This is a genomic window from Asticcacaulis sp. (assembly GCF_027484505.1).
Lineage (GTDB): Bacteria > Pseudomonadota > Alphaproteobacteria > Caulobacterales > Caulobacteraceae > Asticcacaulis.
The window spans coordinates 1-26,208 of sequence record NZ_JAIXSV010000292.1; the positions used below are offsets into that span (position 1 = coordinate 1).

General features: G+C 62.0%; 20 protein-coding genes. 8 read left to right on the forward strand and 12 right to left on the reverse strand.

Going from position 1 to position 26,208, the window contains the following annotated elements:
• The 5 genes from Q0072_RS16820 to Q0072_RS16840 all read left to right on the forward strand — a co-directional run.
• Window positions 1-1,079 (forward strand): type IV secretion system protein (locus Q0072_RS16820; protein WP_298332582.1); only part of this gene is annotated, 1,079 nt, incomplete at its 5' end.
• Window positions 1,076-1,918: a TrbG/VirB9 family P-type conjugative transfer protein gene (locus Q0072_RS16825; RefSeq protein ID WP_298332586.1), complete on the forward strand. Its 843-nt coding sequence runs from the start codon at window positions 1,076-1,078 to the stop codon at window positions 1,916-1,918. The genes Q0072_RS16820 and Q0072_RS16825, both read left to right, overlap by 4 nt.
• A gap of 2 nt (window positions 1,919-1,920) precedes the next feature.
• A complete protein-coding gene (locus Q0072_RS16830) occupies window positions 1,921-3,018 on the forward strand; it encodes a TrbI/VirB10 family protein (RefSeq protein ID WP_298332587.1) in 1,098 nt (365 codons plus the stop codon).
• Window positions 3,015-4,001, forward strand: a complete 987-nt coding sequence (gene virB11 / locus Q0072_RS16835) for a P-type DNA transfer ATPase VirB11 (RefSeq protein ID WP_298332590.1) — start codon at window positions 3,015-3,017, stop codon at window positions 3,999-4,001. The genes Q0072_RS16830 and virB11 overlap by 4 nt, the downstream gene beginning before the upstream one ends.
• 85 nt (window positions 4,002-4,086) lie before the next feature.
• A complete protein-coding gene (locus Q0072_RS16840) occupies window positions 4,087-5,004 on the forward strand; it encodes an intradiol ring-cleavage dioxygenase (RefSeq protein ID WP_298332592.1) in 918 nt (305 codons plus the stop codon).
• A gap of 1 nt (window position 5,005) precedes the next feature.
• Here the strand turns inward: Q0072_RS16840 and Q0072_RS16845 are convergent, their stop codons facing one another.
• The 6 genes from Q0072_RS16845 to Q0072_RS16870 form a co-directional block, all read right to left on the reverse strand.
• On the reverse strand, window positions 5,006-6,070 hold the full coding sequence (locus Q0072_RS16845; protein WP_298332595.1) for a PLP-dependent cysteine synthase family protein: 1,065 nt from the start codon (window positions 6,068-6,070) through the stop codon (window positions 5,006-5,008).
• A gap of 161 nt (window positions 6,071-6,231) precedes the next feature.
• The gene (locus Q0072_RS16850) at window positions 6,232-7,551 is read right to left on the reverse strand and encodes a M20 family metallopeptidase (protein ID WP_298332596.1); all 1,320 of its coding nucleotides are present in this window, start codon (window positions 7,549-7,551) and stop codon (window positions 6,232-6,234) included.
• Window positions 7,552-7,724: 173 nt separating this feature from the next.
• The gene (locus Q0072_RS16855) at window positions 7,725-8,798 is read right to left on the reverse strand and encodes an ABC transporter substrate-binding protein (protein WP_298332598.1); all 1,074 of its coding nucleotides are present in this window, start codon (window positions 8,796-8,798) and stop codon (window positions 7,725-7,727) included.
• A 359-nt stretch (window positions 8,799-9,157) separates the two neighbouring features.
• Window positions 9,158-10,237, reverse strand: coding sequence for an L-rhamnose/proton symporter RhaT (gene rhaT / locus Q0072_RS16860; RefSeq protein ID WP_298332600.1), 1,080 nt, complete (start codon window positions 10,235-10,237; stop codon window positions 9,158-9,160).
• A gap of 94 nt (window positions 10,238-10,331) precedes the next feature.
• Entirely contained in the window at window positions 10,332-11,309 is a 978-nt protein-coding gene (locus Q0072_RS16865; protein ID WP_366941837.1) for a nucleoside hydrolase, read from the reverse strand.
• Window positions 11,310-11,314: 5 nt separating this feature from the next.
• On the reverse strand, window positions 11,315-12,268 hold the full coding sequence (locus Q0072_RS16870; RefSeq protein WP_298332605.1) for a DUF2608 domain-containing protein: 954 nt from the start codon (window positions 12,266-12,268) through the stop codon (window positions 11,315-11,317).
• 179 nt (window positions 12,269-12,447) lie between these two features.
• On the opposite strand from Q0072_RS16870, the gene Q0072_RS16875 reads away from it, so the two are divergent.
• On the forward strand, window positions 12,448-13,368 hold the full coding sequence (locus Q0072_RS16875; RefSeq protein WP_298332608.1) for a ribokinase: 921 nt from the start codon (window positions 12,448-12,450) through the stop codon (window positions 13,366-13,368).
• Window positions 13,369-13,371: 3 nt separating this feature from the next.
• On the opposite strand, the gene Q0072_RS16880 is transcribed toward Q0072_RS16875, so the two are convergent.
• The gene (locus Q0072_RS16880; RefSeq protein ID WP_298332611.1) at window positions 13,372-14,625 is read right to left on the reverse strand and encodes a pectate lyase; all 1,254 of its coding nucleotides are present in this window, start codon (window positions 14,623-14,625) and stop codon (window positions 13,372-13,374) included.
• A gap of 275 nt (window positions 14,626-14,900) precedes the next feature.
• Between Q0072_RS16880 and Q0072_RS16885 the strand changes: the two genes are divergently transcribed.
• The gene (locus Q0072_RS16885; RefSeq protein ID WP_298332613.1) at window positions 14,901-18,281 is read left to right on the forward strand and encodes a glycosyltransferase; all 3,381 of its coding nucleotides are present in this window, start codon (window positions 14,901-14,903) and stop codon (window positions 18,279-18,281) included.
• On the opposite strand, the gene Q0072_RS16890 is transcribed toward Q0072_RS16885, so the two are convergent.
• From Q0072_RS16890 to pelA, 3 genes are all read right to left on the reverse strand, one after another.
• On the reverse strand, window positions 18,278-18,772 hold the full coding sequence (locus tag Q0072_RS16890) for a hypothetical protein (protein ID WP_298332616.1): 495 nt from the start codon (window positions 18,770-18,772) through the stop codon (window positions 18,278-18,280). The two genes, Q0072_RS16885 and Q0072_RS16890, sit on opposite strands and share 4 nt — an antisense overlap.
• 290 nt (window positions 18,773-19,062) lie before the next feature.
• Window positions 19,063-19,515 carry a response regulator gene (locus tag Q0072_RS16895; protein WP_298332618.1) on the reverse strand — a complete coding sequence of 151 codons (453 nt, stop codon included), beginning with the start codon at window positions 19,513-19,515 and terminating at the stop codon, window positions 19,063-19,065.
• A 100-nt stretch (window positions 19,516-19,615) separates the two neighbouring features.
• A complete protein-coding gene (gene pelA / locus Q0072_RS16900) occupies window positions 19,616-20,911 on the reverse strand; it encodes a pectate lyase (protein WP_298332621.1) in 1,296 nt (431 codons plus the stop codon).
• Between the two features lie 161 nt (window positions 20,912-21,072).
• On the opposite strand from pelA, the gene Q0072_RS16905 reads away from it, so the two are divergent.
• Complete coding sequence (locus tag Q0072_RS16905) at window positions 21,073-23,388, forward strand: glycoside hydrolase family 127 protein (protein ID WP_298332623.1); 2,316 nt, start codon at window positions 21,073-21,075, stop codon at window positions 23,386-23,388.
• A gap of 3 nt (window positions 23,389-23,391) precedes the next feature.
• Here the strand turns inward: Q0072_RS16905 and Q0072_RS16910 are convergent, their stop codons facing one another.
• Both Q0072_RS16910 and Q0072_RS16915 read right to left on the reverse strand, forming a co-directional pair.
• The gene (locus tag Q0072_RS16910) at window positions 23,392-25,701 is read right to left on the reverse strand and encodes a glycosyltransferase 36 (RefSeq protein ID WP_298332625.1); all 2,310 of its coding nucleotides are present in this window, start codon (window positions 25,699-25,701) and stop codon (window positions 23,392-23,394) included.
• Window positions 25,702-25,749: 48 nt separating this feature from the next.
• A partial coding sequence (locus Q0072_RS16915) for an Lrp/AsnC ligand binding domain-containing protein (protein ID WP_298332627.1) occupies window positions 25,750-26,208 on the reverse strand: 459 nt, incomplete at its 5' end.

Genomic DNA, 26,208 nt, shown 5'->3' on the forward strand with positions numbered 1-26,208 from the left:
ATATCGCCTTTCTGGCCTTCGGGTTGATCACCGGACGCACGCGCCTGACGCTGACCACAATGACGCCGAAGGTGCTGGCCATCGGCCTCGTCCTGACTTTTGTGACCGCGTGGCCCGCCTATCAGACCGTGGTCTATAACCTGCTGACGCGTGGCCCGGACGAGATCGCCGCCGCCCTGACCGGCTCCAATGAGGGGGCGAGCGCCGCCTTTGCCAAGCGGCTGGATGTACTGTTCGTGCACTTTGCCGACGCCGCCACTGCCTTCGAACAGACGTCGCAGGCGGCCCCTGCGGCGACCGCGGCCCCCAGCGTACAAAACCCGCAGCCCATCGCGCCGCCCATCCGCAACGGTAAGTCGTCGGCCTCAGACATGCTATGGAGTTCGGGCCTGATTCTACTGCTGTCTACCGTCGGCGTGCTGGTCCTGTCGCGCCTGATCCTGACGCTTCTGCTGGCTCTGGGGCCGCTGTTTGTCGTCTTTGCGCTGTTTACCCAGACGCGCGGCCTGTTCGAAGGCTGGCTCAGAACCTCGATCGGTTTTGCCTTTATTCCCATGCTGGTGACGCTCGGAGGCTCGGCGGCTCTGGCGCTTCTGACACCCGCCATTCTGGCCATTTCGGGCGACCCCATGCAGACGGTGCGCGACATTCAGCCCATCGTCATTTTGTTCATGGGTTCGGTGATTTACGCGGCTTTCCTCATCATGCTGATGGTGGTGGCCTTCAATATCGTCAAGAACTGGAACCCGCTGCGTGGGCAGGGCGACAGCGCCGCCGACGTGCAGGCCGCCGCCGTGACCTCCGCCGCCGTCATCGCCGCCGCCGGAGGCTCCACCCTCATCACGCAGAACAGCCAGACCGCCGCCGGAGGCCGCAGCTCCAGCCGCGACACGCGGGTTCAGACGGTGACCACCACCCTCTCCTCGACGCCCCAGGCGGGGCAACTGTCCGGCGGCGTGACGCGCCGTCAGGGCCTGGGCCAAAGGTTCCGCGCCGCACCCGGCTCTGCCGCCCCCGCCTCTTCATCCGCCAAAACCGCCCCGACCCCGACGCCCCTATCAAAGGCCCCCGGTTCATGACCTTCGCCTCTACCCTTTCCCTGCTGATCGCCGTGCCTCTGCTGGCCGTCGCGCCCGCTCAGGCGCAGGACAGCCGCATCCGCACCATCACCTATGTCGATGGCGAGGTCATCCGCCTCGATACCTGCGTCAGCTTTCAGACCATGATCACCTTCGCTGACAACGAAAAGATCGAGAATGTTGCCGTGGGTGATGCCGCCCAGTGGCAGGCCACACCCAACAAGCGCGGCAATCTGATGTTTGTGAAGCCGTTTCAGCGCGGCGCCTTCACCAATCTGTCGGTCGTCACCAATCGCCGCACCTATGCCTTCGAACTGCGCACCAAGGACGCCACCGCCTGCAAGCGCGGTGAGGTGATATACGATCTGCGCTTCACCTACCCCAAGGACGAGGCTGAGGCCCGCGAAGCCGCCGAAAAGGCCGCCACCTCACCGGCAACCCCGGCCAAGCCCGTCTCCACCCTGCCGGAGAAGCGCAATACCAGCTACACCTATGCCGGTGACCCGTCTCTGGTGCCGATGCGCCTGTTCGATGACGGGCAATCGACCTATCTGATGTGGGGCGAAGGCGTGCCATTTCCGGCCATCTATGCCGTGTTGGATGGCAAGGAGACTCTGGTCAATTTCGGCTATCGCGAAGGCTTTATCGTCATCGAACAGGTGGGCCCGGCCTTTGTCCTGCGTCGCGGCGACCTGACGGCCACGGTCTATAATGACGCCTATGTGCCGCCGGCGCTCGATGCCCTGTCGCCGCAGCCGCGGCCCGAAACCCTGCGCAAGGCTGATGCGGCCGCCACGCCGAAAAAACGGACCGGCTGGTTCGGACGCAAGGAGGACTGAGTATGAAAACCCGTCTCCCCTCCAATGATCCGCAAAGCGATCCGCGCAAAGCCCTCGACCGTTCCGACCTTGGCGTCGCCTCGGTCAATGCCCTGCCGCAGGTGGCTTCGAAATCGACCCTGAAAGACAGTCTGGTGCTGGCCGGCGGCATCATGGGCGCCGTGTTTCTGGGCGCGCTGACACTGGTGTTCATGAACAACAACCGTCAGGCGGCGCAGACCCGGCCGCCGCAGGCGCAACCGGCTCAACCCATGCCGCCGCAGCCGGGGCAGAATGGCACGGTAGTCGAACTGCCGCCCGTCGCCCTGCCCGAAGGGCCGCCGGTAGCGCAGCCGCAACCGCCTCAGGCGGGGGGTGCCGCCCCCGTGGCCGACGCCAATAATGCTCGCGCCAACGCCCTGATCTACGACGTTTCGGCCCCCGATCCCGACCCGGCGGCCAATGCCGCTCAGGCCGCCGCCCCGGCGCAAAAGGCCGAAGGCAATGTGATGGACGGCAATTCCGTCGCCGCCCTGACCAGCCTCGACCCGACGCGTCAGGTGCGCGCCACGCGCATCACCACGCCGTCGCGCACCGTATCGCAGGGGACCCTGATCCCGGCGGTGCTGGAAACGGCGCTCAATTCCGACCTGCCCGGCTATACGCGCGCGCTGGTGTCGCGCGATGTGCGCAGCTTTGACGGCTCGCGCGTCCTGATCCCGCGCGGCTCGCGGCTGGTCGGCTCTTACCGCTCAGGCCTGCAAAGTGGGCAAAACCGTCTGTTCATCACCTGGACGCGCCTGATCCGTCCGGACGGCACGGCCATCGTCCTGACCGATCCTTCGACCGATAATCTGGGTCAGGCGGGTCAGACGGGCGATGTCGATACGCACTTCTTCAAGCGCTTCGGCTCGGCCATGCTGCTGTCGATCATCGGCGGACTTGCCAATTCATCGAGCAGCGGCGACCGCAACACCATCGTCATCGGCACGGCGCAGGGGGCTAATAACGCCGCTACCGCCGCGCTTCAGGCCGATTCCAAGATCGGACCGACGGTGCGCGTGGCGCAGGGCACGCCGATTCAAGTCTTCGTTTCCCGCGATCTCGACTTTTCGCTATGACCGAAGCCCTACCGACCGAAGGCGTCTATCTGAAGGCCTACCTGGCCCCCTTCCGGCAGTGGCTCGACCGCGCCGAGGTGACCGAGGTCATGGTCAATCGCCCCGGTGAAGTGTGGGTCGAAATCAGCGGTCAGCCGCATATGCAGCGCTTCGACGCGCCCGATATTGACGACGGCCTGCTCAACCGGCTGGCGGCGCAGATCGCGCGTATCAGCCATCAGGGCATCAACCGCGAAAACCCTATGCTGGCGGCTACCCTGCCGTCGGGTGAGCGCGTGCAGATCGTCGGTCCGCCCGCGACGCGCCGCCACTGGGCCATCGCTATCCGTCGCCACCTGATGGTCAACCGGCCGCTGGAGGCCTATGATCGCGGCCCCATTCGCGCCCCGGCCTATGGCAATCCGGCCGATGAACAGCGCGCCGCCCGCGCCAATCCCGTCGCCTTCCTCAAACAGGCGGTGACCGAGCGCAAGACCATCCTGATTTCCGGTGGCACCTCGTCGGGCAAGACGACCTTCCTCAATGCGCTCTTGAGTGCCGTGCCCAATGAGGAGCGCGTCATTCTGGTCGAGGACACGCCGGAAATCGCCGTACATCAGCCCAATGCGCTGGGCCTCGTGGCCGTCAAGGGCGAACTGGGCGAAGCCAAGGTGACGGTCAATGACCTGTTGCAAGCGTCGTTACGCCTGCGTCCGGACCGCATCATCGTCGGTGAGATCCGCGGCGCCGAGGCCGTGACCTTCCTGCGCGCCATCAATACCGGCCACCCCGGTTCCTTCACCACGGTGCACGCCAATACACCGCAGGGCGCGCTGGAACAGATCGCCCTGATGGTGATGCAGACCGGCATGGCCCTGTCACGACCGGAAACCATCGCCTATGCGTCCGGCCTGATCGACGTGGTGGTGCAGTTGTCCAAGGCGGGCGGCGAGCGCGGTATAGCCGACATCATGCTGCCGCGCGCGCATCTGGCGTCTGTGTAACCGTCCGGAAATATTCAGATATCAAGATTCGCCGTAATCCACCGCCACTGATGAGCTTAGTCTTCATCAATGTGAGTGGAACCGCATGACACATTCCGACCGGCCCGAAGCGCCCTATCATAAGGACGATGGCAGCCTTCAGGACCTTATTCAGTTTGTCTCCCGCCGCCGAACGCTGGGCCTGTTGAGTACCCTTGCCTTCGGGGCCAGTTCTGTAGCGGCGTGCGGCGGGGGTGGCGACGGTGGCTCAACCTCCACAAGCGTGAGCAGCAGCTCCGCATCGTCTTCCAGTTCCTCGTCTTCCAGCAGTAGTGCATCGAGCAGCAGTTCATCCAGCACCACCTGCACCACCTTCCCCACCGAAACCGAAGGCCCCTATCCAGGCGATGGTTCGAACACCGTATCGGGTAGTGTCATCAACGCCCTGGCTCTTTCCGGAATCAACCGTTCAGACATCCGCACATCGGTGGGGTCGGCCTCTGGCACCGCGCCGGGTCTGCCGCTCAAACTGACCATTACGCTGGTCAATTCCGGTCTGGGGTGCGCAGCCCTGTCCGGCTACGTCATCTATATCTGGCATTGCACGCGCGACGGGCTCTATTCGCTGTATTCGTCCGGCGCGACAACCCAAAACTATCTGCGCGGCATTCAGGTCACCGACGCCAATGGTCAGGTGACGTTTACGACCGTCTTCCCCGGCTGTTACTCCGGCCGTATGCCGCATATCCACGTCGAGGTTTACCCCAGTCTGGCGTCAGCCACCTCCTACGCCAACAAAATCAAAACGAGTCAGTTCGCACTGGACCGCACCGTCTGTTCGACCGTGTACAACAGCGTGACGGGTTACAGCGCCTCGATCAGCAATCTGGCGGCCATTTCGTTTTCAACCGATAACGTCTTCTCGGACAACTCGGCGGCGCAACTGGCGGCTCAGACCATTGCCCTCACCGGGGACACCACAAACGGCTACAGTGGAACGGTCACACTGGGGATCACGATCTGATCTACTGAAGGATGGCTTTCAGTTCGGCATAGGGCGTGCGCCAGTCGATGGCGCGCGCCGACAGCCAGTCATCACTATAATAGGTGTCGGCGTAGCGCTCACCGCCATCGCACAGAATGGTGACGATGGAGCCGGTTTCCCCTTTTTGCGTCATCTCCTGCATCAGGCGCACACAGGCCCATAGATTCGTGCCGGTCGAGCCGCCGACGCGGCGCCCCAGACGCTCCGACAACAGCCGCACGGCGGCGATCGACTGCGCGTCCGTCACCACCTCCATGCGGTCGATCAGCGACGGGATGAAGCTCGGCTCGACGCGCGGGCGACCGATCCCTTCGATGCACGAGCCGCAGCGGTCGATCATCTGCACGCTGCGGTCGTGATAGTGGCGATGGAAGACGGAGCCTTCGGGGTCTGCGACGCACAACCGCGTCGGCAATCGGCGATAGCGGATATAGCGCCCCAGGGTCGCCGACGTGCCACCCGTCCCGGCCCCGGTCACCAGCCAGGTCGGCACCGGATAGGGTTCGGCGGTCATCTGGCTGAACAGGCTTTCGGCGATATTGTTATTGCCGCGCCAGTCGGTGGCCCGTTCGGCATAGGTGAACTGATCGAGGTAATGGCCGCCGGTTTCATCGGCCAACCGCTGCGCCTCGGCATAGACGGCGTTGGGGTCATCGACGCCGTGCACCTCACCGCCCTGAAAACGGATAGCGTCAATCTTGGCCTGAGCCACCGACTTCGGCACCACAGCGATGAAACGCAGGCCCAGCAGTCGCGCGAAATAGGCTTCGGACACGGCGGTAGACCCCGAAGACGACTCGATCAGGGTGGTTTGCGGCCCGATCCACTCATTACACAGGGCATAGAGGATCAGGGAGCGCGCCAGCCGGTGTTTCAGGCTGCCGGTCGGGTGCGAGGATTCGTCCTTGAAATAGAGATGCACGCCCGGAAACGCCGCCACCTCGTGATGGATCAGGTGCGTGTCGGAGGAACGGTTGAAATCCGCCTCGATGCGGCGCACCGCCTCGATCAGCCAGTCGCGCGGCACCTGTGTCATCATACTCATCCCGTTACTCTTAGAGCATTCGTCGGCTCAGTTGAGCCGCCGAATGGCTCTAAGTTTTTGTGACCGCGCAATTTTTCCGAAAAGTGGTATCCACTTTATCGGATTGCGCTCTGGAACCGGCACAAAGCGCGTGCGGGTTCAGGAGTCAAGAGCCACCTGCCTTACGGCTTGAGCAGGTCCAGCGCCGCTGCCGTCATGGCCGAGGCGCCAGTGACGATGGCCGCTTCCGGGTCGATCTTGAACAGAGCCGAGTGGTGCGAAGCCACCGCCGGGCCGCCGGCCTTGGCCGCGTCGAACGCCGCCTGAGGCGTGCCGCCGACGGCGAAATAATAGCCCGGCACCTTGAGATCCGGCTGAACAAAATAGGCGAAGTCCTCTGCCCCCATGCCCATCTGCTGGAACGGCACGACCGTGTCCGGCCCCAGAGCCGCGGCAATCGCCCCGTTCAGACGGCGCGCCAGTGCTGCGTCATTGATGGTGGTGGGGGTGCCTTCGACGACATTGACTTCCGGCAGCTTGTCATCGGGCAGGCCGTTGACGCGGCCCATATTAACCGCCACGCGCTTGACGCCATCCACCAGTTGCGCGCGCGTCACCTCATCATTGGCGCGCACCGTCACCTGAAGCTCAGCCGCATCAGAAATGATGTTGTGCTTGCTCCCCGCGTGGAAGGCCCCGACCGTGATGACGCCGGGGCTGAGCGGCGGACGTTCGCGGCTGATCAGTCCTTGCAGGGCGATGACAATCTGGCTGCCGATATAGACCGGGTCCTTGCCCAGATGCGGAGACGCCCCGTGCGCGCCCACACCATGTACGTGGATGTCGATGGAGTCGGAGGAGGAATACTGGATGTTTTCTGATGCCGACACCTTGCCCGTCGGCATTTGCGAATTGACGTGGAAGGCCAGCGCATAGTCGGGCTTGGGGAAGCGGGTATAGAGCCCGTCCTTCAGCATGGCCTTGGCTCCCATCACCCGCTCCTCGCCCGGCTGGATGACAATGACCAGTGTGCCCTTCCATTGCGACTTAAGCCGCTGAAGCTGACGCACCGTGGCCACCATGGCCGTGATATGGGTGTCGTGACCGCAGGCGTGCATGACGGGATATTCAACACCATCCATACCTACCTGTTTCGCCGTCGAGGCGTTGGGGAGGCCCGACGCTTCCTTGACCGGCAGGCCGTCCATATCGGCGCGCAGCATGACGACCGGACCCGGACCATTGCGGATCACGGCCACAACGCCCGTGCCACCGACCTTTTCGGTTACCTCTGCCCCGGTGGCGCGCAATTCCTTAGCCATGCGTGCGGCGGTCTTGCTTTCCAGCATCGACAGTTCGGGGTTACGATGGAACCAGTCCCACATGGCCCCCAGGTCCTTCTGATAGTCGGCGCGGATGGCGGCAACATAGTCCGGTTCGGCCATAGCGGGCAGGGAAAGCCCCATCAGGGCAGCGGTCAGGACGGGCAACAGGCGGCGCATAATAATTCCCCTCAAAGCTATATGCGAAATAGGCGGTGCACCGCACGCCTTGTCAAGGGCGGGCGAACACAGGAAAAAGGCCCGGGGCACCACTCCCGGGCCTTTTTCGGCGACGCGGCGGCGTCAGATCAACACCGCGTCACCCCGAAGCCATCGCTGATAAAGGGGATAGATCAGGCGACGGCGTTCAAGCGTTTTGAGGGATGCGGCAGCTCCTTGGTAGTCAGCAGATCGGTACGGCTCCAGTCGCCGAGGTCCAGCGCTTCCGGCACCGCCTGACGCTGTTTCAGCCAGTCGAGCAGGCCCCTGATGTCCGCCAGTCGCGCGTCTTCGGCCCCCAGGGCCGTGCTTTCGGGAATAAGGTCCCCATAGGCGCGCACCGCGTCGTCGGCCTCAACCTTGCCCTCTTCAGCGATGTGCGACAGAGCCTGTTTCGGGAAGCTGCGCGCCCAGTCGGACGCCCCGGCCAGAGCCTGTACCAGACGCGACACAATCGCCTCATTGGCCTCGAGAAACGGGTAGTCGATGGTCAGGGTGCGCAGTTCCGCCAGCCCTTTGAGGCGGGCATCGCTGCGGATATCCGCCGCCTCGAAAGCATGGACGACTTTCAGGCCCGCTGTGCGCGCCAGCTCGATCCCCTTGGCTCCGAACAGCAGGCCGGCATCGGCCTGTCTGCCCATGACCGCCTCGATTTCACGCCGGGCAATGTCGCCAAAGGGCGTAGAGGGATGCCCGGCAACAATATTGAAGAAGGTCACGTCGGCGGGTTTCAGACCGCTGACGTCCAAAATACTCTCCCAGGCGCGGAGTGAGCGCACCCGCGCCGGTGAAAAGCTGCCGGCTTCGCGCGGCAGGGCCAATGTGCGCCCCTTAAGGTCAGCGAGGTCGCTGATGGATGACCGCGCGGGAGCAACAACCAGAACCGTGTGCCACGTGTGCCCGATGGCCAGAAGCCGCGAGCGCTCATTGACACCATAAGACCACAGGGCGGTGGCCGCATCGCCTTCGCGCACCAGATTGGCCAGAGAATGATCGAGATAGCCCTGCCGCACCGACGGCAGCGAGGTTTCGCGCACCGAGACAAAATTGACCGGGTCACGACGAAATTCGCGCTGTAACACACCGCGATGCGCCAAAAGGCCCATGGCCGTCAGGGTCGGGCAACGCGCATACCAGACCAGTTGCGACGGCATCTGAGACGATGCCGAAGGCGAAACGGTCGGCGATGCAGACGGCCTGACGGACATGGGAAGTTACCTTCGTTGAGTGGTACAGGGAGACTGCACCGCGGGAGGCAGGATACGCCAGAAGCGTCCTATATTCCTACTCAAATGATTTTATTTTGTCCAAACTGTTTTCGCGTTTTAAGTGTGATAATTTCTCAATCGACAAATCAGAAAAGGTGATGAGGACTGGCACCCATTCTTATTACCGACTCGATTGCTTTTAATTTTGGATTATTATGTTTAAACCCAAGATCACACAGATTTCACAGATAGGCGCTACGCGCCTGTGCTGGCGACACAAACACGGATAATCTGTGCGATCTGTGTAATCTGTGGTTTTTGAAGCGGAACGGCTCCATCAAGAGCCATTCCGCTCTGACTCAGTGTCCGGCGACCTGACCGGCCAGCATATTGCCGATGCCGATGATCACGGTCGAGCCGACCAGCAGGGCGATACCGCCCCAGACCAGCGCCTTGGTTTTAGCCGAGGTCCCGGCCCATTCCTTCAGCGCGAAGCCCCACAGGGTCGAAAACAGGATGATCGAGGCCATGTGCAGCGTCCACGACGAGAAGCCGTATTCGCCCATCTGGCTTTCGCCCATGGTGTAGAAAAAGAACTGGAAATACCACAGGGTGCCGCCCAGCGCCGCCAGCAGATAATTGACCAGAAGGGGAATCTTGCCCTTGTCTTCGGCATCGGCGCGCGGCTTGCCCACCCATTCGGAGGCCGACCTGTTCTTGAGGATGAGATAGCCCGACCAGACCAGATTGGTGGTCAAGCCGCCCAGAAGGACCATACACAGGACCGGCAGGCCGACCCACAGGGGGCCCGTTCCAGCGGCGGCTGAGGCTTCGCGCACCGGCGCACCGGCGGCCAGACCAAAGGCAAAACACGACGACATGATGCCGCAAAAGACAGCCACCAGCAGACCCTTGGTCAGGTTAAATTCCTTCAGGCTTTCAGAGACTTCGGTGACTTCCTTCTCCTTGGCGTGACCGGCACGCGCCACCAGCACGATACCGCCCAGCACCACCAGCACCCCGAACAGGGTCACCTGCCCGCTCAGCGTCTGAATCAAACCGATGATCTTGCCGGTAAAGATGGGTTCGCCCAGAGTGCCGATAACCGTGGTCAGGCCCAGCGCCACCGCCATGCCAAGGCTCAGGCCCAGATAGCGCATGGTCAGGCCGAAGGTCAGGCCCCCAAAGCCCCACAACAGGCCCCAGAAGACGCACCAGAACCACGTCGTCGGGGACGCCCCGCCCAGCACGCCAAACAGGTCAGAGGTCTGAAAATAGGCGAATATCCACGGCGCGATCAGCCACGAAAAGATGCCGCCGGTCAGCCAGAAGATCTCCCACGACCACAGTTTGATCTTCTTGTAAGGTACGTAAAACGAGGCCGAGGCGAGACCGCCCAGCCAGTGAAAAAAGACGCCGATCAGCGGGTTGGGAGTCATAGGCGGACGCTTCCTTATGATTGATTTTGTCCGCTTATGCTAACTTCATGTCCCGATATACGCAATGCCGTTCTAAAAATTTCGTCAAACGCGCTTAAACCGCCGTTTTCAGTCCACCATAGTGGGCGCTCAGCACCGAGTGATAGGCGCTCAACACGCTCTCGACATCTACTTCACGGCAGACGGCCTGCACGGGCAGATCGTCCCACGGACCCGGCGGGAAGCTGCGGCCCTCTTCTTTCAGGATGGTCTGGCCGATGGCGATCCCATCCGTCACGGCGCGGATCGTGCCGCGCGCATAGCCAAACAGGTGCGGCTCAAACACGGCGATGGCGGCCGCCACATCGTGCATGGCGCAACCGGCAAAGCCGTCACGTTCGGTATAGAGCTTTTCATAGCCGCGCGAGATGTCGAACAGAAACTGCCCGGTTTCCCCCGCTGTGCGGCCCAGTTCACGCGCCGCCGCCGTAGACAGGATACATTGGGTGGTGACATCCAGCCCCACGGCACGCAGCGGCCAGTTGGCCGTCAGCACCTTATCCGCAGCGTGCGGGTCATTGATGATATTGGCCTCAGCCACGGGCGACACATTGCCACGACGTGGGCCCCAGCCAAAGGCGCCGCCCATGATCACCAGCTCCTTGACCAGACCCGTAATTTCCGGATCAAGATCGAGTGCCAGCGCCAGATTGGTCAATGGCCCGACCGCCAGCAGCGTCACCTCACCCGGATATTCGCGGATCAGTTCGACGATACGCTGGGGTGCAAAGGTCGCCTGCGGTTCGGCCGCAAACCCGTCCAGCGCGCCAATATCGCCCAGACCGTCATAGCCATGCACGTGCGGTGCGGGCGTAGGTGCCGGCAGGACCAGCGGCGTATGCGCCCCGCGATAGACCGGCACGTTGATGCCGAAACGCTGCGTCAGATAGAGGGCATTGCGCGTGGTGATGTCCACCCCGCCATTGCCGAACACGGTCGTCAAGGCCAGCAGTTCAGCCCGCGGTTGCGCCCCCAGATAGGCCAGCGCCATGGCGTCGTCGATGCCTGGATCGGTGTCGAAAATAATCTTCATCTTACTCATTTCGAAGGGTCTGCGGTCGTGTGAGTGTAGGTGCACAGGTCGGACTGCACCTGAAGGCACATGACGGTGCGGGTCGCATCGGACACGGCGTCGGCGGCGCTCAGGCGCGCCTTGTCCTTATGCAGTGCCTCGACCTTAGGCAGGACACCGGTATAGCGATAGATATAGAGGGGCGTTTTGGTGACCTTGGCTGCCCGCACCATATTGTCGATATTGCGCTGGCTATCATCGACAAAATAGACGGCATCGAACTTGCCCAGACTGCCCATCAGCAGCAGGAGCATAATGCCCTTGTCCTGACCGGCGACCATCATGACACCGTCCTGAACCGTCACGTCCTTATAGGCGGCATTGCTTAGCGTGACCTTCAACGCCGCGCCTGCCGCGCGGATTTCGCTGTCGCGCAGACGGCCACGCCGGGTACACAGGGGCTTGGCGCAATCGGGCGCTTTCGACAGGTCATAACCGGCTTTTGACAGGGCACGTTCGGTCTGCCCGCGCAGGTTCGGGTCGCGCGCCGTCAGCGCATAGACGGGTATCCCGGCGTCCTGAAGCCCGGCCAGCACCGCCGGACCATCGGCCTGAGTGGGCACCATATTCGTCACCTGATACCACAGGGCCTGCTCATAAAAGATCGGCTCGTAATCCGGCGTCTGGCCCACCGGGGTGCGGGCCTTGATCGCGGCCATGCGTTCCGAAAGCCACGCCTCGGACCCCAGATCCTGCGGCACGGTCAGGATGGTGTCGTCGATATCGACCACAAACAGCACACGCTTTTTGGCAGCCTGATCGGCCAGCGCCAGATCGGCAGCGCTACGCAGGTCAGAGGTCGTATAGAACCCTTCTGCCGGTAGCGGCGGATGCTCAGTCGCCGCAAAGGCCTGCCCCGAAAGGGCCGTGGTGCTGAGGGCCATGGCGGCCAGCGCAGCCGCAAGATTTGGGAAACGCATGGGATTTCCTGAAAATGAGTAGTCTGAGCGCCCTGCCAGACTTGGCAAAATGCGCGGATCAGGCTTAGATCAGCGCCTTGTTTGTCGCAAGGCAAACTGTTTACAGAACCAGTTTATAGACACTGTTGTGAAACGTTTAATTACCTGCCTGCGTGCCGGTGTCAACCAAAGGGATTTTCGTGAGCGCCTCCATTCTCGTCCTCGGCTCGATTAATGTGGACTTCTTTATCCGGGTCGATGCCTTGCCCAAACCCAATGAGACGATCATGGGCCATGACACGGCGGTGGCCATGGGCGGCAAGGGGCTCAATCAGGCAGTGGCGGCGGCGCAGGCCGGTGTCACCACCCGCATGGTCGGCGCGGTGGGCGATGACAATTTCGGCGGCATGGCGCGCGATTTCCTCAAAAAGCGCGGCGTGGATGAGGCCTCAGTGGTGGTGCTGGACGGTGTCGGCACCGGCATGGCCAATATCCTTGTCGCGCCCGATGGTCAGAACATGATCGTCGTTTCCTCAGCGGCCAATGCGCAGCTGAGGCCCGCCCATGCGGAGGCCGCCGAGGCACTGATTGCCTCTGCCGGGGCTCTGGTTGTGCAGCTTGAAACGCCGCTCGATACACTGAAGGCCGCGCTGGAAATCGCCACGGCGAACGGCGTGAAGACCCTCCTCAACCCGGCCCCCGTCGATCCCGGTGTCTTTGATCTCCTGCCCCTGTGCGAAGTCGTGACGCCCAATGAGACCGAACTGGCCAAACTGACCGGCATAGACGGGCAGGACGATGAGTCGCTGATCTGCGCCATGCAGACCCTGCGCGCCCACGGGGCGGAAACGGTCATCACGACGCTGGGGGCCAATGGCTGCGCGGGTCTGATCGATGGTGAACTGGTGCGCCTGCCGGCCTTTAAGGTTGAGGCCGTGGATGCCGTGGGTGCGGGCGATGTGTTCAATGGCGCGCTGGCCGCACGGCTGGTTCTCGGTGATGACTATGTGTCGGCCATGCGCTATGCCTCAGCAGCCTCGGCCATTTCGGTCACGCGCCGCTCGGCCGATGCCGCCCCGACGGCGGCGGAGGTAGATGCGTTTCTGCGTGAGCGGGCGTAGGCCCTATTTTATCAGATGGGACTCGTGGAAGGGGCGCTTGGTCGCGGTGCGCTGCGGGTAGCCACCGACGTCGCTTTCACTGTCGATAATGCGCCCCCTGCCCGCCTGCGCCTCGGCGACGATGCGGGCGTCGATCGGATCGCGTGCCCACGGTCGCGCGCCGATGTGGCGATAGACATGGGCTTCAATGTCCGCCGCCGGTCGCAAGGTTAAGCCCTGCGGCCATAGACTTTCCTTGGGCACGGCACGAATCCACGCCTTGGGGCGATAAGGGCCATTGTCTTCATAGCCGTCCGACCGCGCCTGATAGTAAGCGATCATCGGAGCCGGGCGGCCATCGGCATAGGTGGCCATATTGTCTGCGGCGTGCAGATCGAGGTCACCGGCCCCGCCGAATTTCAGCAAACCGAGAGTGGGCCGCGTATTCACCCCGCCGCGCATCACATTGCCGCGCAGCAGGAGCTTACCCGCTATGGGGTCCCGGCCCTTCCACTGGTCTTCCACCAGCGTATATTGCGCGCAAGCCGAGCCCGGGTTGACGAAGACATTGTTGACCACGGCCGCCTGCGCCCCGCCCTTGATCAGCGGATGGCGTTCATTGTTGTGGGCATAGAGATTGCCCATCAACAGCGCCCCGGTCACATTATCGTGGAGCAAGGACCCCATCGAATGCGGCCCTTTGGCGTGGCTGGCGTGATGAAGACTTTCACCGATCAGATTGTTTCTGAACACAATATTATGTGAGGTGTTGCGCCGCCAATCGTCCGGTGTTGCGCCCTCAAACCGCGGCCCTGAGGCCGACAGGGCCTCGTCCACCGCCCAGGTAAAGCTGCACTGTTCGATCAGGACGTCGTGCGCCGCCGTGCAGGACAGGCCATCCGGCTCAAAGCCTGAGCGCTCGGGCATGCCGGCGGTGCCGGGCCGCACGGCGATATGCCGGATGACCACATGATGGCTCTGGACGCTGATCCCGCCCCGGATCAGGGTGATCCCCGGCGCCGGTGCGGTTTCCCCGGCTAGGGTAAGGTAGGGCTCGCGGATGACCAGAGTGGTTTTGCCAAGGTCGATGACGCCGCCAACTTCAAACACGATCACACGCGGCCCCTTGGCATCGAGTGCGGCTTTCAGCGATCCCGGTCCTTCCGGATCAAGGGACGTCACCCGGACCAACGCAGGCCTTTGCGCGCTCCGTGCAGGAAAGGCTGCGACGCTGATCAGGCCGCTCAGAATCATCCGGCGATGAAGACGGTGTGGCATTGTGTTTTCCCTGTTTCGTCTTTTCCCCGCCGTCTTTGGCCGGGGTTCAGGACATTCTACGGTCAGGGTAACCGGTTTCCGTTGCCAGCGGCAGCCTCAAACTGTGGGCTATCCTGAAAACCGAAGCCGTCTTTATAAAATCGATTGCAGTTATCTCAATTTTGACACGAAGCGCGCGCATTCCGCGCCGGTATCCCTTTCGGACAGGGCGGTGATCTTTGGCGTCGCCGGCGCGGTTCGAAAACGCGATCTTATTTTTTTGAGCGTGCGTTAAGATGAAAACACCGGTCTTTTATGATCCCTCCGGCAAGCGCAACAAGGCCACGCTGATAGGCGTGATCGCGCTCGCGGCGGCCGCCACCCTGCTATTTCTGGGCCTGATCCTGTCGGTCCTGTTCGTGCCGGTGCCGCGTCAGCTTGACCTGCATATGGAGGCCTCACATGCGTCGCGCTGGAATTTCCAGACCCACGACGCCCGCCATCCGCATCGGTTTCGCAATCTGACCCGCCACGCGGATACGCCTCAGAAAATCATCGGCTTTTACGTGCCGTGGGACGACGGCAGCCGCGCCGCCTTTGAGTCTCACGCCAGCGATATGGACGTGGTGATCGGGGCCTTTGCCAGCGTCTCCGGCCCGCAGAACACCTATAGCTATCAGCCGGATGTGCGCTTTCATAAGGTCTTGGCAGCGGCAAAAAAGCCACCTGTCCTGCTGACCATGGTGCAGAACACCTCGCTCAAAGGCTTTGAGCGCGAAAACACGCATCGCCTGCTGACGAATGTCGCCGCCCGGACGCAACTGCTGGCGCAGATCGAAGATACCCTGAGACAGGAAAAATCAGGCGGCGTTGTTTTCGACTTTGAAAATCTGGAGCCCGCGGCCCTCAAACCCTATCTCGCCTTTCTGAAAGAGGCCCGCGCGCGTCTGGGGGCCAGGGGATATTCCGTCACGGCGACTGTGCCGGTCGATGACCCCGACTGGAACCTGTCGGCCTTTGCGCAGGCGACCGACAAGCTGTTCCTGATGGTCTATGATCAGCATTCGATGGTCGATAAGGCCGGTCCGATCGCCGCTCAGGACTGGTTCGAAGGGCGTTTGGCGGCGGCTATGAAGGCCGTCCCGGCGGATAAGGCCGTCGTCAGTATCGGCAACTATGCCTACGACTGGTCAAAATTCGGCACCACGGTCCTGACGGTGGGCGATGCCTGGCTGATCGCCCACGATTCCGAAGCGCCGGTCTCCTTTGACCGCGCGACCGGCAATAGCGGCTTCGCCTATCAGGAAAACGGCGTCAATCACGAAGTCTGGATGCTCGATGCCGTAAGCGCCTGGAATCAATTGCTGGCCGTTCACGCCACCGATGCCTATGGCGTGGCCCTGTGGCGTCTGGGCTCGGAAGACCCCGGCATCTGGCAGGATTTTGCGCATTTTCAGAGCAAGACCACGCCTGATCTGACAACACTTAAGCCCGCGGGCAATGTCGATGTCGAAGGGGCGGGCGAAATCCTGCGCATCAGCGCGACCCCTACATTTGGACGCCGCACGGTCGAATTTGACGCCCAGCGCATGGCACAAAATCAGGTCTATCAGACGCTGCCCACCCCCTATGTCGTGCGCCGTACAGGCTTCAAACCCGGTTCCATCGCCCTCACCTTCGACGATGGCCCGGACCCGAAATGGACGCCCAAGGTGCTGCAAATCCTGAAGGCCGAACACGTTCCGGCGACCTTCTTCGTGGTTGGGGAAAAGGCGCTGGGCCACCCCTTCCTGCTGAAGACCATGCTGGCTGAGGGGAATGAACTGGGCAACCACACCTATACCCACCCCAATATGGCCAATATCCCTGCCGAATGGGCGAAGGTGGAACTGAACTCGACGCAGCGCGTGGTCGAAGCCTATACGGGGCGCTCCCTGCGCTGGCTGCGCGCTCCCTATTTCGGAGACGCCGAACCCACGACCGAAAACGAACTGGCACCGGCCCTTCTGGGGCAGCAGATGGGCTATACCAGTGTCGGGCTGCACGTCGATTCCGAAGACTGGCAGAGGCCGGGCGTGCAGGCCATTGTTAACAATGTCCTGAAAGGCGTCGCTGACGGGGCCGCCAGTGCCGCGTCCGAGGCCTGCAAAGAAGACGTCAACAACTGCCACTCAGGTCAGATCGTCCTGCTGCACGATTCCGGCGGTGATCGTCAGCAGACCATCGACGCCCTGCCGCACATCATCCGCGCCCTGAAGGCGCAGGGCTATCAGTTTACAACGGTGAGCGGCCTGACCGACCTGCCTGCGGCGCAGGCCATGCCCACCCTGTCGGGGAGTGATCTGGCCGCCGTGCGCTTCGATGTCGGCGTGTTCATGCTGCTGGCCTGGGGGGCGATTGGCCTGCAATGGCTGTTTATCGCCGCCATTGTTCTGGGGGTTTTGCGCGCCCTCATCCTCAGCGTTATGGCCATCTGGGCCGATTATAGTGGCCATATGGACCCGCCGGCCGAAACCGATGACGGCCGTATCGCCGACTTTGTTCATGCCCGGCAGGTCAGCGTCATCATCCCGGCCTTTAACGAAGCCCGCGTTATCGAAGCCTCGGTGCGTCGCGTTCTGACCAGCGTCGATGTCGATATCGAGGTGGTGGTGGTCGATGACGGCTCAAAAGACGAGACCAGCGCCATCGTGGCGCGCGCCTTTGCGGACGAACCACGCGTCACCCTGATCACTCAGGCCAATGCGGGTAAGGCGACGGCGGTCAATAACGGTATCGCCAGAGCCAGAGGCGAAATTATCATCGCGCTCGATGCCGATACACAGTTCGAGCCGGAAACCATTGCGCGATTGGTGCGCTGGTTCATCCGGCCTGAGATCGGCGCGGTAGCGGGCAATGCCAAGGTCGGCAATCGTTTCAACTTCGTGACCCGCTGGCAGGGTGTGGAGTATGTGACGGCGCAGAATTTGGAACGCTCGGCGCTGGCGACCTTTGGCGCCATGATGGTGGTTCCCGGCGCCGTCGGGGCGTGGCGGCGCTCGGCCCTCGAAGAGGTCGGCGGCTATCCGCACGATACACTGGCCGAAGATCAGGATCTGACCATTGCCATTCAGCGGCGCGGCTGGGCCGTCGCCTACGATCAGGACGCCGTGGCGTGGACCGAAGCGCCCGAAAGCTTCGCCGCCCTGATCAAGCAGCGTTACCGCTGGGCCTTTGGCACGCTGCAATGCCTGTGGAAGCACCGCCGCATCCTCAAGGAGGGCAAGCCCAGGGGGCTGGCGCGTATCGGTCTGCCGCAGGCGTGGATTTTCCAGATCGGCTTTTCGGTGATTTCCCCGCTGATTGATCTGGCCCTGCTGATCAATATTGCCGCTACCGCGTGGACGATCAGTCAGCACGGACTGAACCAGACCGACGGCACCCTTGAGCGAATGCTGATCTACTGGACGGTGTTTGTGGCCATCGACGCCCTGTGCGGTTGGATCGCCTACATGCTGGAGCCGCGCGAAAAGCGCTACCCCGTCTTCTGGCTTTTGTCGCAGCGCTTCGTCTATCGTCAGATCATGTACTATGTGGTGCTGAAGGCGCTGGCTTCGGCGGGGCGCGGGCTGGCGGTCGGCTGGGGCAAGCTGGAGCGCAGCGGGCGCGTTGCCCCTGCGTCAACACCGCATGGTTAAATGGCCCTCAGTTGCGGCGACTGACCGGCGCAGGGCAGGACCCTCGGCAGGTCACGTCCGATGACCGCGCTGACCGGCAGGCCGTGCCCGCGTTGCGCCATCAAGGCCATCAGGTGGTGGGCGGCCGCATAAAGGTCGCCTGAGGGTTCCGCCCCCAGCACAAACCGCGCCTGAGCGATAAAGCGATCCGCGTCCTGCGTCTGCGCGTGGGTGAGCAGGCTCAAAAGCATCTCCTCGTCACGGGTCAGCGCGATCAGGCCTGGCCGTCCGATCTCCAGCCGCCGCCGACCTTTGGCCAGGGCCAGAAGCCAGCCGTGAAAGGCTTTCAGTCCTTCGGATGGCTCTGGACCAAAGGCGTGCCCGAACTCACGCTGCAACAGACGACACTGAGGCGAGCACGCCACTGAGGTGCGCAGCGCCCAGGTCAGAAAATGCTCGGCATAGCGCAACTGACGAAGATCACGCCCCTTCTCTGAAACCGCCTGTGCCATGAAAAAGCCGCCTCCTGTACGGATTAATAATTGCGAATAATTCTCATTAGCATTATTGAGAACGAGTCGCAAATTGAAATCTCTAGAGCGGGATGATTTAGATTGAAGCATCATCCCGCTCTAAATTTTTGTTCTGTCGCGCAATTTTCCGAAAAGTGGTTTCCACTTTATCGGATTGCGCTCTAAGGGAGTAAGGCCGATGAACCCACGTCTCGAAGACTTGTTAGCAGAACCCATCGTACAGTTATTGATGGCGCGTGACGGCGTGTCGCCCGAGGGTGTGAGAGGCCTTATGCGACGGGTGGCGGTGCAGCGGTCAGGCGCTCCAGACACGCCTGCAACTCGTCCGGCTTGAAAGGTTTGGAGAGATACTCATCCATCCCGGCCAGCAAACTGGCTTCGCGGTCGCCACTGAGGGCATGCGCGGTCAGGGCGACAATGGGCACAGCCGTGCGACCGGTTTCGCGCTCCAGCGCCCGGATGCGGCGGGTGGCCTCATAGCCATCCATCTCCGGCATCTGAAGGTCCATCAGGATCAGGCCGTAACGTCCCGCCTGATAGGCCTCAAGCGCTTCCCGGCCATTTTCAGCGCGGTCGTGAGCATAGCCCATCTGTTCAAGGAACAGGCTGGCCACCAGTGCGTTGGCGGGATTATCTTCCACCACAAGAATGCGGATCGGCCCCTCGCCTGTCTGCGTAACAGGCGACAGGTTTAACGGAGAGGCCGGGTGCGGTTTGGCCATGCGGGTGACTTCGAAGCTTTTTTCAGGGTGCAGACTGACAATTGAGAGCCAGTCCGCCCAAAGTGATCACGCCACAGATAAATTTTCCATTCGGAGAGGCTTAGCCCTGTTTCGTCTTCCAGGCGATATAGGCTTTAAGTGCGCTTTGCGGCCCGCTGCCGTACCACGAATAGCCGCGGCGGCGTTCCGGCTCCACATCATTAATGGTATCGTGCAGGGTCTTGGTCCGGTTGCCAAAGATCGGCTTCATCGTTTTGAGATCGTAGTAGCGCGACCAGATCGGCCCGGCACCCGGCTTATCGACCAACAGACGGTCCTTGCCATCCGGCGTCTTCTCAAAGGCCTTGCCTTCGATCTTAGTGGCTTCCAGTGTCGCGACCCCCGCCACAATCGCCGCCTTCATCTCGGCCGACGGGTTGGGCTGCTTCATCAGATAGACCAGCAAAGAGCCGCTTTCCGACGAACTCAGCGACGGCATCTCGTAATTACGCGCCGATGAGGGCGTCAGTGTCAGGGCATCGTATTGCTGCGCCCACATGGTCAGCTTACCGTCGATCACCACCTGCGCTTTGAGGAAGACGGCCAGGGCGCGTTGTTCCGCCGCCAGCAGGCGCGTGCGCAGGTCGGCTGGCAGGAAGGCAAACCCCGTATCTCCACGTCCGGCATCGCCCACCAGACGCGACACCGAGATCATGGCATTGTCATTCAGCGTCATGGCATTGTGATAGCCACCCATCAGCGGCCACACCTGCGGCCAGCCGCCATTGGGGAACTGCGCATTGAGCAGGTAGGTCAGGCCACGGATCGCGGCGTCACGATAGCGCACGTCCTGCGTGGCGTTAAAGGCCAGCGCCAGAAACCGCGTCTCTGTGATCGTGGCCCCGTTGTCGATGGTGCCGACATAGCTCCAGCCGGGCACAGTCGGCGCGTCAAAATCACCGGCGGGCTTGGTTTGCAGACTATTCCCGGCGACATAATGCTGCCCCTTGGCGCGTGGCTCGGTGTCGTGCGGCTGATTCTTGCCCCAGCCACCGGCGGGTGTCTGGAAGCTGACGATGTTGTCGGCCACCTTGCGGCCTTCCGCCGAGGCATACCACTCGGCGGGTTTGTCGAGCGGCATGGTCTTTTCACCGTCGCCGGTTTTCGGGTCTGCCGGGATCGCGGTCAGGCCCTTACGCTCGGCCATCAAAGCGGCCTGATCGGCCGCCAGTTGTGCCTGAGACCGCGCCAGATAGTCGAGCCAGGCTGCCTGCTCTGCCGGAGGCACGATCGCCCTGATGCGCTCAGGGCTGAGCGGCGGGAACGGCGTATTGACGCCGATCTGGGCCGCTTGCGCCAGCAAAGGTGCTGCGAAGGGCAAGGTGACAAGGCTGGCGAGCAAGGTACGGCGGTGCATGGCATTTCCCCGGAGACGTTAGTGTGATGTCTGTTATGGTTGGTCATATATGATACCGGTGTCAAACGTGTGGCAAGCCGAAATCCGTCGTGGGGTGTAAGTTTGATTTTACTCAGACAAATGACGGACTATAGTACAAGAAAACACAATAGGAGTGAGTCATGCAGGGATGGACGAGACGCGGTGTAACGGCCGCAGGACTGGGGATGGCTGTCGGCGCGACCGCTGCCGGGGCCGTGACGCCTGACGCTATACCCGCCACCCCCTTCCCCCTGTCTCAGGTGCGGCTTAAGCCGTCGATCTTTCTGACCTCCATTGAGGCCAATCAGCGCTATCTTCTGTCGCTGTCGCCTGACCGTTTTCTGCACAATTTCCGCAAAGGCGCCGGGCTGGAACCCAGGGGCGAGGTCTATGGCGGCTGGGAAGCGCGCGGCATTGCGGGCCATAGTTTGGGCCACCACCTGTCCGCCCTGTCGCTGATGTACGCGCAGACGGGCAAGCCCGAATTCCGTGACCGCGCCGCCTATGTGCTGAGCGAACTGAAGACCATTCAGGCCAAACACGGCGACGGCTATGCGGGCGGCACGACCGTGGGCCGCAATGGGCAGGAGGTGGACGGCAAGATCGTCTATGAGGAACTGCGCAAGGGCGATATCCGCACCTCCGGTTTTGATCTGAATGGCGGCTGGGTGCCGCTCTATACCTATCACAAGGTGTTCGGCGGGGCGCTGGACGCGTATCAGCACGCCGGGTTAACCGATGGTTTGACCGTTGCCACGGGTCTGGGCGACTATCTGGGCACCATTCTCGAAGGGCTGAGCGATGCGCAGATACAGGAAATCCTGCGCGCCGAACATGGCGGCCTGACCGAGTCCTATGCCGAACTCTATGCGCGAACGAAGAACCCGCGCTGGCTCACCCTGTCAAAGCGTCTGCGTCACCGCGCCATTGTCGATCCGCTGGCCGCCGGGCGCGACGAACTGGCCGGCAAACATGCCAATACGCAGATCCCCAAGATCGTCGGCTCCGCCCGCCTTTATGAACTGACGCAAAATGCCGACGACGCCCGCATCGCGCACTTTTTCTGGCAGACCGTAACGCGCGACCACTCCTATGTCATCGGCGGCAATTCCGATCATGAACATTTCGGCGCGCCGCGCCAACTGGCCAACCGCCTCGATCAGCAGACCTGTGAGGCGTGCAACAGCTACAATATGCTGCGCCTGACGCGCCATCTATATGGCTGGAGCGGTGATGCGGCCCTCTTCGACTTCTATGAGCGGGCCCACCTCAACCACATCATGAGCCAGCAGGCCCCGCAAACGGGCATGTTCACCTATTTCACCGGACTGGCTTCGGGTCTGGGGCGCGTACATTCGGACCCGACCAACGACTTCTGGTGCTGCGTTGGGTCGGGCATGGAAAGCCATTCCAAGCACGGCGAAAGCATATACTGGAAGCACGGCGATGGCGTGGCGGTGAACCTCTATTACGCCTCGACGCTCAACGCGCCCGAAGCGCAGCTCGATATGGAAACCGCCTTTCCCCTGTCCGATCAGGTGGTGATTACGGTGCGTAAGGCCCCCAAAGCGCTCGATTTGCGCGTACCCGGTTGGTGCGACGCCCCTGTGCTGAGGGTGAACGGAAAGGCTGCGGGTGTGCGTCAGGGAGGGTATATGCGTCTCACGGGGCTGAAAAGCGGTGACCGTCTTGAGCTGCGCCTGCCCATGTCCGTGCGCGTCGAAGCCATGCCGGACGACAGCAAGCTGATCGCCTTCCTCAGCGGGCCGTTGGTGCTGGCCGGTGACCTCGGCCCGTCGGATCAACCGTGGGAGGGTATCGATCCGGCGCTGGTGTCTGATGAGACGGCCCCCCAGCTGGTCGCTGCCGGGGGGCTGCATCAGTATCGACTGGGGACGCAGGGCAAGCCGGGCGACCTCAGCCTGAGGCCTTTTTTCCTGCAACATCGCAACCGCACGGCCGTCTATTTCCGCCGTTTCGGTAGTGCGGAATGGGTTGGCGAAGAGGCCGCATGGCGTCAGGCGGCCAGGGACCGCGCCGATATGGCCGCCCGCACGGTGGATGTCATTCGTCTGGGTGAGCAGCAGCCAGAAACCGATCATGCCTTTGACGGTACGCCCAATACGGCGACCATCACCCATATCGCTGAACGTGGGCGGTTGATTCAAAAGGGTTATCTGGCCTTTGACCTCAAAACCGCCGAGGGACCGCTGGTGCTACAGGTCGCCTATGCCGGGCGTGACCGCAACAAATCCTTCCGTCTGCTGGCCGAAGGTCAGGTGCTGGCGACCGAAACCCTGTCGGGCGAACCGACGGTGGCGCGCAATGTCATTACCTATCCCCTGCCCCCAGCGTTGACAGCGGGCAAGACCAAGGTGCGGGTGCGCTTAGAAGCCGACAGCGATCAGTGGGCCAATGTCTATGAGGCGCGGATTCTGCGCGCTGCGAAGGTTTAAGGCTTACGTAAGACCCACCTCAACCTCAAATGCACCCGGCCGGTCCGGCAGGGGCAGCACGTCGCCCGAAACCGGCTGACCATTGAGGGTCAGGCCCGTCGCGCCGCCCCGGCGATAGGTGACGTGGTAGGTCGATCCGCGGAACAACCGCGTCGCTTTGGCCTCAGCCCAGTGCGCGGGCAGACAGGGCCGGATGCTTAAGCCCTCGCGCGTGCCCTTCAGACCGAACAGGCCCTCGATCAGGCTGCGATAGACCCAGGCCACAGTGCCGGTGTTAAAAAGCTGCGAAGACCGGCCCGCCGTGCGCGGGTGGGCATGGAAATCACCGCGGTAATAGTTGGGGATGAAGACCGGAAACTGACCGCGCTGCACGTAGTCGGCTTCATTCACGCCGGCGAGCATTTTACGCATCAGTTCAAAGGCTTTTTCACCTTTCTTCACCTGCGTCAGGCTGTAGATATAAAAGGCCGCTGCGTGATTATAGACCGAGCCGTTTTCGGCGACACCGGGCGATTTTTGCGTCAGACGCCCGACATCTTCGCGCATCTTCGTGTAAGGCGGCCCCAGCATTTCGACGCCATAGGGCGTCTCCAGTTCCGATGCCACGGCCTGCACCATGCGCTCGGCCTGCGCCTGCGAAGCCGCACCGGACAGCAGGGCAAAGCTTTGCGGATTGAGGTACAGCCGCCCTTCCGGATCGCTCTTGATGCCGAAGACCACATTGTCGTCGGTGATCCCACGCCCGAACCAGTCGCCGTCCCACAGATGCGTGTTCATGGCGGCGTTCATCGCCTCGGCCTCGGCCGCCCACGGCTCGGTCTCTCCCGACAGACGCACCCACAGGCGCAGGGCATAGGCCACGGCGAGGGTCAGCCAGCCCGATACCCCCTTGCCCTTCCAGCCGACCATATTCATCGGGTCGTTCCAGTCGCCCTGATCAATATAGCTCAGCCGGCGATGGTCACGGGTCTTGAGCAACCAGCGCAGCGCCGCCTCCAGCCGTGCACGCACGCTTTGACCATCAAGCTCGGCCTCCAGCACCGCATAGTCGTCGGTCTCATCAAGATAGGCTTCGAGCAGGATAAACAGCCACACACAGTGGTCTGTATGCGGCACCTGATTGATGAAGCTGAACTGCGCCCCGTCATAGAGCTTGATGCCGTCGGGCATCGAGCCGTCTGCATTCTGCTTTGAGAGGGCATAGAGCAGCGACTCTCTGGCGCTTTGCGGGCGCACAAACACCATGCCCAGCGCGTCCTGAAGATAGTTGCGCGTCTGCGGATCGGTGGTCAGGCGGTTGGTATCGCCGTGATAATAGACCTGCCGTGCCAGCCAGCGGTTCATGAAGGCATCGAAATGCGTATCCGGCGTTTCGATGGACAGCACGCCGCGTCCCTGTTCGACATAGGCGCGCGCCTCACTACAGACGCGCTCAAAAGCCTCGGCCCCCAGATAGGCGGCTTTCAGGCGCGCCACTTCGGCCTCATCAAAAGCTGGACCGAAGACGAAATGCCAGACCTGCGTCTCATGGGCGTTCAGTGTCTGATCGAATTGCAGGACTGCCGCCGGTGTTTCGTATAGCGCTTCACCGCCCTTGAGGCCGGTACGCAGCATATCCGGATCGCTCAGCCCGCCCTCGCCTTCGAAGTCCTCACGCCGCGTCTCAAACGCGTCCGGAACACGATCACACGTGAGGAAGGTTTTGTCTTTAAGGTGCTGGTTTTTAAAATAATCGTCTATCTTCTGATAGGCGGTCACCGAGCTGGCGATAACGGCATTCAGCCCGGCATCAAAGCGCGCGCCTTGATTCATCCAGCTCATATAGCCGACCGGGAAATAGGGCACGATGCGCAGAGCGCGTTCGATATCCAGCCGGTTACGAATTTCCAGTCGCCACAGTTCGACCGCCTCATCGACGGGTAACACCAGGCTCCAGCGGATATCGAGTTCGTCCTGTTCGACAGACCATTCCAGCCGTTCCGGCTGCTGCGTAAAAGCGAAGGCCTTGGGCGCGCGCCGCACAGGCTCATGCGGCACGGAGAAATGTCGCTGACTGACCAGATCACGCACATAGACAAACCGCCCCGGATGATGGGCGTAGTGCGCCGTTTCCGGCAGCATGAAGGTCTTGCCCTCCACGACCGGCGCGTGACTGTATTTGGCCGGTTCCGGCTGCATGTGCTGGGCCGTGACGAAGCCGCGACAGGTCGCGTGCAGCATCATCTTGCGGTTCCACAGAAAACCGGACGCGCGCGGCATGGCCGTGGCGGAGGTCAGGGTGCAGGAATCGGGGGTCAGGGTGATCAGGCGCATACCCGCTTCAAAACACGACAACGTTGTCGGGTCAAGCCGGGGTGAGCGCTAAACCGGCAGGGCTATGGCGTTTTTGACCTCTTCCAGCACCGCATAGGTGCGGGTTTCACGCACGCCGGGCAGCGACACCAGGGCGTCGCCCAAAAACTGCCGATAGGCCGCCATGTCCTTCACCCGCGCCTTGATCAGATAGTCGAAACCACCCGCGACCATATGACATTCCAATATTTCCGGCTGGCGCGTTACGGCGTGGCGAAAGGCGTCGAACACGTCTTCGGTCGTGCGATCAAGCAACACCTCGACGAAGATCAGCAGGGCGCGATCCAGCTTGACCGGATCGAGAATGGCCATGGTGCCCAGAATATAGCCATTGGCCTTCAGACGCTTGACGCGTTCAAAACAAGCCGCCGGTGAGACGTGCACGGCCTCGGCCAAAGCCTGATTGGTCATGCGCCCGTCCGCTTGCAGCAGGCGCAGAATCTTGCGGTCGATCTCATCCAGCATGGC